General features: G+C 71.9%; 11 protein-coding genes and 1 pseudogene. 4 read left to right on the forward strand and 8 right to left on the reverse strand.

The features are described 5' to 3' along the window. Positions 1-63: 63 nt before the first annotated feature. Together ACFW2G_RS10665 and ACFW2G_RS10670 are read right to left on the reverse strand one after the other, a co-directional pair. Complete coding sequence (locus tag ACFW2G_RS10665; protein ID WP_384581811.1) at positions 64-1782, reverse strand: glycoside hydrolase family 13 protein; 1719 nt, start codon at positions 1780-1782, stop codon at positions 64-66. 210 nt (positions 1783-1992) lie between these two features. After that, the gene (locus ACFW2G_RS10670) at positions 1993-3270 is read right to left on the reverse strand and encodes an ABC transporter substrate-binding protein (protein ID WP_384453353.1); all 1278 of its coding nucleotides are present in this window, start codon (positions 3268-3270) and stop codon (positions 1993-1995) included. A 165-nt stretch (positions 3271-3435) separates the two neighbouring features. On the opposite strand from ACFW2G_RS10670, the gene ACFW2G_RS10675 reads away from it, so the two are divergent. From ACFW2G_RS10675 to ACFW2G_RS10685, 3 genes are read left to right on the forward strand one after another with little or no spacing between them, the layout of a single operon-like run. Next, the gene (locus ACFW2G_RS10675) at positions 3436-3942 is read left to right on the forward strand and encodes a PadR family transcriptional regulator (protein ID WP_037922486.1); all 507 of its coding nucleotides are present in this window, start codon (positions 3436-3438) and stop codon (positions 3940-3942) included. Next, positions 3939-4730, forward strand: coding sequence for an ABC transporter ATP-binding protein (locus ACFW2G_RS10680; RefSeq protein WP_052030712.1), 792 nt, complete (start codon positions 3939-3941; stop codon positions 4728-4730). The genes ACFW2G_RS10675 and ACFW2G_RS10680 overlap by 4 nt, the downstream gene beginning before the upstream one ends. A gap of 2 nt (positions 4731-4732) precedes the next feature. Then, positions 4733-7063, forward strand: coding sequence for an ABC transporter permease (locus tag ACFW2G_RS10685; protein ID WP_384581813.1), 2331 nt, complete (start codon positions 4733-4735; stop codon positions 7061-7063). A gap of 46 nt (positions 7064-7109) precedes the next feature. Here ACFW2G_RS10685 and ACFW2G_RS10690 read toward each other — a convergent pair whose 3' ends face one another. The 5 genes and pseudogenes from ACFW2G_RS10690 to ACFW2G_RS10710 all read right to left on the reverse strand — a co-directional run bounded on the left by ACFW2G_RS10690 (position 7110) and on the right by ACFW2G_RS10710 (position 10371). Beyond that, a complete protein-coding gene (locus tag ACFW2G_RS10690) occupies positions 7110-7673 on the reverse strand; it encodes a ribosome-inactivating family protein (RefSeq protein WP_384453361.1) in 564 nt (187 codons plus the stop codon). Between the two features lie 269 nt (positions 7674-7942). Then, positions 7943-8302: pseudogene (locus tag ACFW2G_RS10695) on the reverse strand (nuclear transport factor 2 family protein); the annotation flags it as partial. A gap of 271 nt (positions 8303-8573) precedes the next feature. Next, positions 8574-9281, reverse strand: coding sequence for a hypothetical protein (locus ACFW2G_RS10700; RefSeq protein ID WP_384453364.1), 708 nt, complete (start codon positions 9279-9281; stop codon positions 8574-8576). 245 nt (positions 9282-9526) lie between these two features. Further along, a complete protein-coding gene (locus ACFW2G_RS10705) occupies positions 9527-9751 on the reverse strand; it encodes a helix-turn-helix transcriptional regulator (protein WP_037922498.1) in 225 nt (74 codons plus the stop codon). Next, positions 9751-10371 (reverse strand): DUF2975 domain-containing protein, encoded by a 621-nt coding sequence (locus tag ACFW2G_RS10710; protein WP_384581815.1) that lies wholly within the window; start codon positions 10369-10371, stop codon positions 9751-9753. Before ACFW2G_RS10710 ends, ACFW2G_RS10705 begins: the two co-directional genes overlap by 1 nt. 181 nt (positions 10372-10552) lie before the next feature. Between ACFW2G_RS10710 and ACFW2G_RS10715 the strand changes: the two genes are divergently transcribed. After that, positions 10553-11125: a DUF2231 domain-containing protein gene (locus ACFW2G_RS10715; RefSeq protein ID WP_384581817.1), complete on the forward strand. Its 573-nt coding sequence runs from the start codon at positions 10553-10555 to the stop codon at positions 11123-11125. Positions 11126-11155: 30 nt separating this feature from the next. Here ACFW2G_RS10715 and dhaK read toward each other — a convergent pair whose 3' ends face one another. Then, positions 11156-12160: a dihydroxyacetone kinase subunit DhaK gene (dhaK, locus tag ACFW2G_RS10720; RefSeq protein ID WP_384581819.1), complete on the reverse strand. Its 1005-nt coding sequence runs from the start codon at positions 12158-12160 to the stop codon at positions 11156-11158. Between the last annotated feature and the right edge of the window lie 25 nt (positions 12161-12185).

The following is a 12185-nucleotide window of genomic DNA, read 5'->3' on the forward strand; positions in this document are numbered from 1 at the left end:
CAGGGGCTGCGGGGTGCGGGGCTGTGCGCCGAGGGGTACGGGCCGAGGCCTGGGAAGCGAGGGCTACGGGCCGAGGGGGTGGGGCCGCGGGGCGGCCGGGCCGGGGACCGGGTACTCGCCCGCCCACCAGGCCGCGGTCGCCGCGGGGAGCACCCCGTCGGGGCAGGGGCCGCTGGCGAGCAGCGGAGTGCCGGGAACCGGCGCGGGCACCGGCTCCGTGCCGAAGTTGACCGCGCAGACCAGGCCGTCGCCGCGGGCGATGGCCAGTACCTGCGCGGGTGCGTCCAGCCACCGCAGGGTGCCCTCGCCGAGCTGCGGCAGGGTGCGTCGCAGCTGGAGTCCTTCGCGGTAGAGGTGCCAGAAGGAACGGGTGTCGGCGAGCGCGCGGTCGGTGGCGTGCTCGGCGAACCAGTCGGGCTGCGGCAGCCACGGCTTGACGCCGGCCGTCTCCTGGCTGAAGCCGAAGGGCGAGGCGTGCCCGGACCAGGGCAGGGGGACGCGGCAGCCGTCCCGTACGTGCTTGCGGCTGCCCGTGCGGCGGAAGATCGGATCGGTGAGGACCTCGTCGGGCAGGTCGAGGACTTCGGGGAGGCCGAGCTCCTCGCCCTGGTAGACGTACGCGGCGCCGGGCAGGGCGAGCATCAGGAGGGCCGCTGCGCGGGCGCGGGCCGCGCCCAGCCCGCTGCCCTCCACCCCGGGCTCGCCCGCGTAGCGGGTGACCGTGCGGACCTGGTCATGGTTGTTGAGGACCCAGGTGACGGTGGAGCCGGTGCCGGCGATGTCGCGCATCGCGTCGGTGATCGTCGTGCGGAAGGCCTCGGCGTCCCAGGGCGCGCTGAGCAGGTCGAAGAAGAAGGCCTGGTGCAGCTCGTCGGGGCGGACGTACTCGGCGTGCTCGCGTGCGGTGGGCACGGACACCTCGCCGACCAGCAGCCGCTCGTGGCCGTCCCGAGCGGTGTACTCCTCGCAGACCGCGCGCCACCGGCGCCACACGCCGTGCACCTCGGGCTGGTTCCAGGCCAGCTGGTTGACGGCGTCGCGGGCCCGCTCGTCCGCTCCGGGGTCGTCCGAGTCGGGCAGCTCGGGGTGCTTGAACAGCCCGGCGGCGACGTCGATGCGGAACCCGTCGACGCCTCGGTCCAGCCAGAAGCGCAGCACGCGCTCGAAGTCGTCGCCCACGACGGGGTCGCGCCAGTTCAGGTCGGGCTGCTCAGGCGTGAAGAGGTGCAGGTACCACTCGCCGGGAGTGCCGTCGGCCCCGGTGGTCCGGCTCCACGCCGGGCCGCCGAACATGGCGCGCCAGTTGTTGGGCGGCTCCTCGCCCTGCGGACCGCGGCCGGCGGCGAAGTGGAAGCGGGATCGTGCCTCGCTGCCGGGGGCCGCGGCGAGCGCTTCGCGGAACCACGGGTGCGCGCTGGAGCAGTGGTTGGGGACGATGTCGAGCAGCAGTCGGAGTCCGAGCCGGTGGGCGTCGGCGACCAGCCGGTCGAACTCGGCGAGATCGCCGTAGACCGGGTCGACGCCGCAGTAGTCGGCGACGTCGTAGCCGTGGTCGTGCTGCGGCGAAGGGTAGAAGGGGCTGAGCCAGATGCCGTCGACGCCGAGCTTCCTGAGGTAGGGAAGTCCGGCGCGGACGCCGGCGAGGTCGCCGACGCCGTCCCCGGTGCTGTCGAGGAAGCTGCGGACGTAGACCTGGTAGATCACCGCGTCGCGCCACCACGGGGCGGAGGGGGCGGCGCTGCGGGAGGGGTGACCGGTACCGGCCGGAAGGGTGCTGAGCATCTCGCGTCGACCTGTCTTTGAATGCGAGAGCGCCCTGGATCAGGTGCGCTGTTATGCATGCATGTTAAGTAGCGGCGACTGGAAGATGTCAACGATGTGTCCAGAAACGGGTCAAAGCTGGGGTGGTTTGTCCGTGAGTCGCCGCGTATGCGAAAGAGGGCTTCTACTCAACATGTAAGTAGAAGCCCTCAGAGAGATGCGGAAATGTGATCAGCCCGTGCGGGCAATGGCCGCGAGCTCGCGCGCCAGCCGCTCCACCGCCTCGTCAGGCGTCTGACGCAAGGCCAGGACGTCCTGCCCCACGGCCTGCACGGCGAGGCTCACCTGGTCATAGCGCGGGCTTTTGGGGCGCGGTGCCGCAGACAGCACGCTCTGCCGCAACGTCGGCAGATAGGGATACGCGCGCACCAGCGCGGGATCCTCGTACAGCGCGGCGCGCACCGGTGGCAGCGCCCCCTCGGTGAGGACCCGGCGCTGCACCCGTTCACTGGTGAGGTACGAGATCAGGTCGGCCGCCGACGCCGGATGGCGGGCGTGGGTGCTGACAGCCAGGTTGGAGCCGCCGAGCACGCTGGTGCCGGGCCCGTCCGCTCCCGGCAGCGGTACGGCACCGAACCTGCCCGCGACCTCCGACCCGGCCGCGCTCGCGTCCGCGTACACGTAGGGCCAGTTCCGCAGGAACAGCAGCCGTCCGTCCTGGAACGCCTTCCGGGACTCCTCCTCCTTGTAGCCGAGCGCCTCGCGGGAGATCCATCCCTCCCGCACCCCGTCCGCGAGGAACCGCAGTCCGGCGCGCGCCCCGTCCGAGTCCACGGCGACCCGGGCGCCTTCGTCGCGCAGGATCGCGCCGCCCGCCGAGTGCACGGCCTCGGTGACGTTGACGGTGAGCCCCTCGTACGGGAGGAACTGGCCCGCGTAGCCGTCCAGCCCGTGGAGCGGGGCGAGCGTGCGCGCCTGGCGGGCCAGTTCGGACCAGGTCCGCGGGGGCTTCTCGCCCGCCAGGTCCAGGATGTCCTTGCGGTAGTAGAGCAGGCCCGCGTTCGTGACGTACGGGACCGCGTACAGTCGTCCGTCGAAGGTCGCGGTGTCCACGACCGGCCGCAGGAAGGCATCCAGCGGGAACCGGTCCCGATCGAGCGGTGAGATCCATCCGGCGGCCGCGAACTCGGAGGTCCAGGCGACGTCGATGTTCAGCACGTCGAACCGGTCGCGGCCGGACCGCAGCTCGCTGATCATCTGGGCCCGGGTCTCGTCGGCCGAGTCGGGCAGCTCGACGAGCGTGACGCGTTCGCCGGGACGGCTCGCGTTCCAGTCGTCGAGGACGGGGCCGAGGTAGTCGGTCAGGTCGCCCGCCGTCACGAGCGTCAGGGGGCCTCGGGCATCGGAGGCGGCAGTACCCGCGCCGGGGCGTACGCCGAGACCGGCGTACCCGGCCAGCAGGACCGCTGCGACCAGGAGAGCTCTACCCGCGGCACGCATCCACCGCATAGATTCCTCCCAGAACACGATCCGGCTGCACTGCCGACCATCGTGGCCTATATATACCCGTTAGGCATGGGCGATACTAGACGTCCAGGCAGACAAGACAGACTCCGGCCACATCCGGCCGAGCACCAGTGAACGGTTGACTACGGAGCGGGAAGGAGGGGCCGAGTGCGGCTGGCGCTCCTTGCGCTCCTCACCCGTAGCCCTGCGCACGGTTACGAGCTCAAGCAGGACCTTGAGAAGCTCCTGGGCGCCGCGTACCCTCAGCCCAACGTCGGCCAGATCTACGTCACCCTCGGAAGGCTGGAGAAGAGCGGCCTGATCGAGGGCGAGGACGTCGAACAGTCGGGCCGCCCCAACAAACGCACGTACAAACTGACGGACGCCGGGCGCGAAGCCGTACTGGCGTGGTTCGAGGACACCGCCGAGGAACCCCGCGTCCGGGACGAGTTCTTCATGAAGCTGGCGCTCGCACCGCGCTCGGGCCTGGCCGATCCGATCGCCCTGATCAACAAGCAGCGGCGCCAGTACCTCAACACCATGCGGGACCTGTCGAAGCTGGCCGCGGCCGAGGACCGCGACAACAAGATCTCCCAACTGCTGATCGAGGGCGCCATGCTGCACCTGCAGGCCGACCTCGACTGGCTGGAACGCTGTCAGGAGGAGCTGGAATGAGCGACGACGCCACGGCCGCTCCGGCCGTGCCGCCCGCCGTCCGCCCCGAGGTGCCCCTCGTCCGCGCCGAAGGCCTGACCAAGACGCACCACGGCGAAGGCGCGCCGGTGCCCGCGGTACGCGGTGTGGACCTGTCCGTCCAACCCGGGGAGTTCGTCGCCGTCACCGGACCGTCCGGAGCAGGCAAGTCCACACTGCTGCACCTGATCGGCGGGCTCCAGCGGCCCGACGGCGGCCGGCTGTGGCTCGACGGGGAGCGGGTCGACGCATACCGCGAGGCCCGCTGGGCCGTGCTGCGGCGCCGCAGCATCGGCGTCGTCTTCCAGTTCTTCAACCTCGTCTCCAACCTCACCGTCGCCGACAACGTCGAACTGCCCGCCCTGCTCGCCGGCGCCTCCCCGAAGGCCGCCCGCGACTCCCGCGCCGAACTACTCGCCGAGCTCGGCCTCGAAGGCCGTGAGCGGTCCATGCCCGGAGAACTGTCCGGTGGCGAACAGCAGCGGGTCGCGCTCGCCCGCGCCCTGGTCAACCACCCCCGGCTGCTCCTTGCCGACGAACCGGCCGGCAGCCTCGACAGCAAGGGCACGCGTGAGGTGCTGCGGCTGCTCACCCGGTTCCACCAGCGCGGACAGACGATCATGATGGTCACGCACGACGCCCGGATGGCCAGCGCCGCCGACCGCGTCATCAGCTTCTTCGACGGCCGCATAGCCGACGACGCACCGCTCGGCGGCGGACGCCCCGGGCCGGCCGGCGGCGTCACCGGCGTCCTCGAACTGAAGGAGTGAGCGTGCGGGCCACCCTGCGCTGGGCGCAGGCCGACTTCCGCGCACACCGCGGTGAAGCCCTCTTCGTGGTCCTGGCCAGCGCCGGGGTCATCGCCTCGCTCCTGCTGGCCGGCGCGCTCTTCGGCTACGCCGCGAACCCCTGGCAGCGGGTCTTCAACCAGTCCCACGGTGCCCACATCTGGCTGCACACCCGCGCCGGTGCGGACACGGAGGCCCTGTCGGGTGTGGAAGGGGTCCAGGCACTGGCGGGGCCCTACCGCACGGCGGCGACGACCGTCGAGTCCCGCGGGGCCCGGGCCGGGGTGACGCTCCGCGCCGCCCCGGCGGAGCCGCCGCGAACCGGACGGCCGCTCGTCGGCGCCGGCAGCTGGCTCACCGCGCCGGACGCCGGCGGGGGCCCGGACGCCGGATCCGTTGTCCTGGAGACCTCGGTCGCCCGTGCGCTCTGGGCGGAGCCGGGCGACACCGTACGCGTCACCGGGCCGGACGGCGCCGCGCACCTGCTGCGGGTGAGCGGAACCGCCGACGTGGCCGAGCCCCGCTACCAGCCCGGCGGCGTGGCGGGCATCGGCTGGGTGCTCCCCGCCACGCTCGACGGGATCGCCCGTGCGGACACCGGGCAGAGCGTGGGGCTGCGCCTGGAGGACCCGGCCGACACGGACTTCATCGTCCAGCGAGCGGTCACCGTACTCGGCGCCGACCGGGTGGCCGAGGTCACCAAGTGGCAGCAGGCTCGCGCCGACGCGGGCGGCGACGACCGGCTCCTGGGCGCGATGTTCGCCGTATTCGGCCTCGGCGCCCTGCTCGCGGCCGCCCTGGCCGCGTCCGGCGCGATCGGCGCCCGTGTCCGGGGCCAGCTGCGGGACATCGCCGTGCTCAAGGCGATCGGCTTCACCCCCGGCCAGGTCGCCCGTGGCTTCCTCGTGCAGCACCTGGCCTTCGCGCTCCTCGGCGTGGCCCTCGGCACCACGGCGATCGCCCTGCTCGGCGCCCGCATACCGGGGCGGATCGGGGAGGCCGCCGCCGTGTGGCAGGACCTGCCCGGCCATACCGCTTTGATGATCGGCATACCCGTCGGCGCGGTGCTGCTGATCGCGGCCTCCACGGGGCTCTCGGCCTGGCGGGCCGGACGGGTGCCACCGGTGCCGGTCGCCCGGGCCGCACTCCCGTCCGCCGCCCCGATGACCGCGCTCGGCAAGCGGGCGCTCGGCGTGCGTGTCCCGCCCGCCCTGGTCCTGGGGTGGCGCGCGGCCTTCCCCCGGCGCGGACGGACGCTGGTGCCGGTCGCGCGGCTCGCGCTTCCGCTGGTGCTCATCACGGTCGCCCTGGTGGCTTGGTCGACCCTGGACCAGTTCCGCAGCCGGCCCGCGCAGATGGGGCTGGCCGCGGCACTGACCGTACGCGCCGAGCAGCCCGCCGGGCCGTCGGACGCGGAGCTGGAGGGCATCCTCGCGGCGGCCGAGGACGTCGAGGCCGTCCACCCGGCCGCCGAGATGGCGGCGCTCGTCCCCGGACAGACCGGAACCATCACCCTGCGCGGCCTCGGCACGGCGCTCCGGCCCTACCCCTCCGCGGTGGTCGAAGGGCGCGCGGTCGCCGGCCCCGACGAGGCGGTGGCCGGGCAGGGGCTGCTGGACCTCCTCGGCGTACGGGTCGGCGACTGGGTACGGATGACGGTCGGCGGACGGCCGCAGATCCTGCACCTCGTCGGCCGCACCATCGAGCCCGAATCCGGCGGCCGGGTGATCACCACGACCCTCGACGCGCTGCGCGAGCGCGACCCGCAGCTGCGGCCCGCCTACCACGCCCTGGAACTGCGCGAAGGCGCCGACCCCCGATCGGTGAGCAGCGCCCTCGCCGCTGCCGCCGGAGCGGCCCTCGACATCCGCGAGACGCCCAACCCGGCGGACCGTCTGGGACCGGCGCGCGGGGTGATCGGTGCCCTGATCGCCGTACTGGCCCTCATCGGGCTGATCGAACTGCTGACCCTGATCGGCACCGGTGTGCGCGACCGGGGCCGCGACCTGCTCGCGCTGAAGGCGATCGGGCTCACGCCCCGGCAGATCGGCGCGATGATCGTGACGGCCGCCGGCCTGACCGCGCTCGCGGCCGCACTGGTGGGCACGGCCGTGGGTGTCCTGTCCGGCACCTGGCTGGTGGACACCCAGGGAGCGTCGAGCGGCATCGGCGCGGGCATCGCCCAGCTGCCTCCGCTGCCGGTGCTGCTGACGGTGATCGCCGGATCGGTGGTGGGCGCGGTGTCGGCGGCCGCCCTGCCCGCGACCCGAACGGCCCGGCGCCGCTTGGCGGACTCGCTCAGTGAGACCCTCTGAGCGGCCAGACCCTCGACCGGCTGTAGTCCGTGGTCAGGGGCACGGACTACAGCCGGCCGCCGCTCATCCAGAGTCGGGACATCGCATCGGCCAGGGCGGGGTACCGGGCGGCCTCGCAGAGCATTTCCGAGAGCACGAGCATTCCGTAGGCGGTGCTCTGTGGGTCGCAGTTCTGGTGCAGCCGGATCACGGCGAGGCTCAGGGCCCGGCGTCCGATCAGGATCCCGGCGCGCCGGACGGCGGCAGCCGATTCCAGGTCGGCGCGGGCCCCGCCGAACGGCAGGGTCTCCGTCCGGTGGAGGCCCTGCGGTACCGCCGAGTCGCGCACGTGGTGCACGTACGAATCCGGTGGGGTCTGTCCGTTCTCCACGAGCTTGCGGAATCCGGCGATGCGCAGGCTCGTATTGCGGGGGCGGAGTTCGATGAAGAGCTCGACGAACAGCCCCCGCAGTCCGAGGCGGAGCGGAAGGAACGGCATTTCGCCCTCCTTGCGCCCGGCGCCGCCGAAGAATCCCTGCCCGTCTTCCGCCTTCGCCCGGATGGTCGACGTCAGGGAGCGGTACTCGTGGGCCGAGGCCTGCGCGGGAGAGAACAGGATGGGCATCAGCATGGCCGGCCTGCCGGGGAAGAGGTCCGGGAACCGGACTGGGCGACAATGGTCCCGCCGCAATCGCTCGGGCCGGACTCAGACATACGCTCACCGCCTTCGCCGTCATTCCGACCACCGACGGGTTCCGCACCCTCATCGGGGGTCGGGTTCGGTCTGATGCGATCCTTTCTAGTCGTTCGTTGACGGACCAGGAGAATTGTTGGCTTCCCCTGCTAAGAAATCAGCGCGGGGAACTCGGGCGTCGAGTGCCGGATGTTGCTGAAGGTCTCTCACTCATGCCGGTGATAGGCCTTGTTGGCGATGCGCCAGCCTTCGTCGACGCGGACCAGAAGGAAGACGTCGGTGAACGTGGCCGCACCGTGGCGAAGCGTCATGGTCGCGGTAGCGACGGTGCCGTGGACGCCGACGGTGTCGATCCGACGGGACCGGGCCGCCTCGTCGGGAGCAGGCCGGCCGGGGAAGAGGGCGCAGTAGTCGTCCAGGCGCCACGAGACGAACGCGCCGTCCCGGATCCCCTCGACGTGGGCGGTGGGCAGGAACGCCTGCCGGAAGTGGGCCGGGTCGCCGGTGGCGTGTCCGCGGACGTAGGCGTGGAGCGGTGCGAGCACGGCGCCGGGCACGGCGGGGGAGTCGGCGGTAGCTTCGCCACCCAGGTGGGCGGGGTCCGTGTCATGAGCGTGCGGTGAGGTCATGCGCGCCACACTGGTGCACCGTGACGGCTTCGACAAGCGAAGATGTCGCAGGTCAGCCCTGCGCGATGCGCATACCGGCTGGCTCGCGGTACGAGCCCGCGCCCCCTCGCCCGGTCCGACGCGGAGCCCGCAGGAGTCGGCGGGGCGCACGGGCCGGGCTGCGGGCGTTGTGGTCGGAGGCCGGCCGGAGGACGTCTCGCGGCCGGCCTCAGCGCGCGAGGGTGTAGGCGGTCGGTTCGGACTTGTAGGGCGCGAAGCCGGCGTTGTCCTTGCAGCCGAGCCGCTCCCAGGTCTTCTCGTTGGTGACCGGGTCGGATCCGGTCAGCCGGTACTTGCACGCGCCCTTGATGAAGTTACCCCCGACGCCGCCGGGGAAGTCGATCTCCTTGTTCCACAGGTACGGTGACTGGTAGTTGTTCACCCGCGCGGTCGCGTTCACGTCGATGCCGCCGGGCGCGTAGATCTCGTACACCCAGCCGGTCTGCTCCGCACCGTAGGTGGCGAACCTCTTCGCCACCGATACGTCGCAGCTGGTGCTGAGGTGGGCGCTGAGCTGGCCGCCGCCCTTGACGATGTACTCCGCCAGCGGGGTGAGCCGGTCGCCCCGGGGCGTGAACCCGGTGCGGAAGATCTCCTCGACGGTCTCCCTGGTGTCGCCGCGCCACAGCGTGTTGACGTCATTGCGCCACTGCCAGCGCTCGTTGGACGCCTGGGCCGCGACGGAGCGGGCGATCTGCGGAATGGTGGTGGTGCGCCACCAGTCGACGGCGCGGTACTCGACCACCGGTCCACAAGGGGTGGTGGTCTCGTCCTCCGCCGCGGGCGCCGCCGAGGCGGACGGAGCGAGGGCGGCGGAGAACAGGAACGAGGCGGCGAGGACCGGGAGAGCGACCTTCAGCATGACGTGACGACCCATCAGGCGAACGGTGGGGTGAGCGACATCACCTGTATATAGAGGGCCGTGCGCCACCGGGCATGGGCGGGCGGACGATCCACTCGCATGGGTGGATCAGTCATATCGGGATCGCGGCCACTGCCGCGAGCAGGGCGGACATGACGTTCACAGGAAGGGGTGGCCCTCCTGCGCGGTGGTGTCGATCCGTCGCCACGCGAACGGTGCGACGGATCGACACCCCGCTGTCCGGGTCTTGCGGGACGGGGTCAGTCGTTGCGGATGCTGAGCAGGTCGCCGGGTTGGCAGTCCAGTTCGCGGCAGACGGCGGTGAGGGTGGAGAAGCGGATCGCCTTCGCCCTGTCGTTCTTGAGGATGGAGAGGTTGGCCACTGTCACCCCGACCCTGGTCGCCAGTTCGGACAGGGTCATGCCGCGCTCGGCCAGTAGTCGGTCCAGGTGGACCTGGACCCGATGTTTCTCTTCCGGGGGCATCAGACCAAACCCTCCGTGTCGGCGCGCAGCTTCGTTCCTCGTCGGAAGACTTCTCCCAGCCCCAGGACGAGGAACGCCAGCAACACGTACTCGCCGGTGAAGGTGACCGAGAACGGAACCTGCTCGGCCATGGGGGTGTCACTCACCAGCACCTCCGTGGTGAGGGTCGCCAGGACCGGGGCGAGGAGGGCGTGCACCAGCACCGCGAATCCTATGACGCTGAGGCGGCGCGCGTTCACCAGCACGAAGACGTCGCCGCCGCGCAGGGTCCGGGCCATCGTGAAGAGGAGGGCCAGGACGAGGAACAGGAGCGCGCTGTCGACGATTTCCGGCACGGCCAGCAGCAGGCGCTGACCCAGGTCCGGGTTGGCGAAGACGAGTTCCGCCTGGTGGGTGCCGGTGAGAGTCATGTCGTGTCCCGTCACCGCATCGGTCACGATTGCCGGCACTCGGGTCGCTGTCGCGGCCTCGACCTCGCGGGTGTCCATCGGATCCATCAGCCCCGCCACTCCGAGGGCCGGAAACAGCACGCCGAAGGTGCCGACCAACAGGGCAGCCAGGCCCAGAGCTGCCTCCAGCAGCCGGCTGTCGGTCTGGCTCCACCAGGACTTGGCGTCCATGAATTCCCCTCACCCGCTCTGCGCGTATCAGCGTATCGTTTATCAATAGCATTGATAAACGATACGTAGCCTGTCAAGGAGGGGCGCCTGTACAGCGAGCCTGTGCAGTCCAGCGGTGACGCGATCTCATTCGGCCGACACCAACGTGGGACGGATGCCGGAAGGCGGGTAGGCGCCACCCATGAACACGGAAGCCCTGAGCCCCGCGAAGGTCGGCCTCGCGCTGAACGCAGCCTCCGGACGGTGGCTGACCACCCTGAACCGCATCGAACGGAGCACCTTGGCCGATCCGGCGATCCGCATCCTCCAGCGGGGGATCCGCTCGCTCCCGTTGGGCGGGACGAGGGACCTGCTGAAGGGCGCGCCGCTGGGGCACCCACTCCACCCCGTCCTCGTGCAGGTGCCCATCGGATGCTGGCTCTCCGCCGCGGTGCTGGACTCCGTCCCCGGCGAGCGGCGCGCAGCCACGACCCTGACGGCCGTCGGCCTCGCGGGCGTGGGGCCGGCCGCGATCGCCGGCTGGGCGGACTGGGCCGACCTGCCGCCCGAACAGGCCCGGACCGGCCTCGCCCACGCCGTCTCGAACGCGGCGGCCGTCAGCTGCTACGCGGTCTCCCTGGCGGCACGCCTGAGCGGACACCCCGCGAAGGGCAGGCTGTGGGGATGGGCCGGTCTGGCGGCGGTGGGAGTCACCGGAGCCCTCGGCGGCCGCGTCGCCCACCGGAGGGCCGGCGGAGCCCGTCCCGCCGCCTAGGATCTGTCCGGGCCGGGCCCGTGGTCCCGATCAGCGGCCCCAGCGCAGCGCAGGGGTCTGCACGGGGGCATCCCACAGCCGGAGGATTTCCTCGTCGGCCCGGCACAGGGTCACCGAGCACCCCGCCATGTCCAGCGACGTCACGTAGTTGCCCACGAGGGCCCGCGCCACCGGCACGCCCCGGTCCGCCAGCACGCGCGCCACCTCGGCGTGGAACCCGTACAGCTCCAGCAGGGGCGTCGCACCCATCCCGTTCACCAGGGCCAGGACCGGCCCGTCGGCCGGGGCCACGGCGGCGAGGTCGTCCAGTACGGCGCCCACCGCGAACTCCGCGATCTCACGGGCGGACATCATCGGGCGGCGCTCCCGGCCGGGCTCGCCGTGGATCCCGATGCCGAGTTCGAGCTCGCCGTCCGGCAGGTCGAAGGTGGGACTGCCCTTCGCGGGCGTCGTGCAGGCGCTCAGGGCCACGCCGAAGCTGCGCGACGCCTTGCCGACGCGCTCGGCCACGGCGGCGACCCGGTCGAGCGGAGCGCCCTCCTCGGCGGCCGCTCCGGCGATCTTCTCGACGAAGAGCGTGGCTCCGGTGCCACGCCGGCCGGCGGTGTAGAGGCTGTCGGTGACGGCCACGTCGTCGTCGACCAGTACGCGCTGGATCCGGATGCCGTCCTCCTCGGCGAGTTCGGCGGCCATGTCGAAGTTCAGGACGTCCCCGGTGTAGTTCTTGACGATGAAGAGCACCCCTTGGCCGGAGTCCACGGCCTTGGCCGCCCGCAGCACCTGGTCGGGCACGGGGGACGTGAACACCTCTCCCGGACAGGCGGCGGAGAGCATGCCGGGCCCGACGAAACCGGCGTGCAGGGGCTCGTGCCCGGAGCCGCCGCCGGACACCAGGCCGACCCGACCGCCCTCGCGCGCCCCCTTCCGAACGACGACCCGCGCTTCCGGGTCCACCTCCAGGTCCGGGTGGGCGGCGGCCAGCCCGCGCAACGCATCGGCTACCACGGTCTCAGGGCTGTTGATCAGCATTTTCATGTCTGTCTCCCGGTGTGCTGGCAGG

It is taken from the genome of Streptomyces sp. NPDC058880 (assembly GCF_042742535.1).
In the GTDB taxonomy this organism is placed as follows: domain Bacteria; phylum Actinomycetota; class Actinomycetes; order Streptomycetales; family Streptomycetaceae; genus Streptomyces.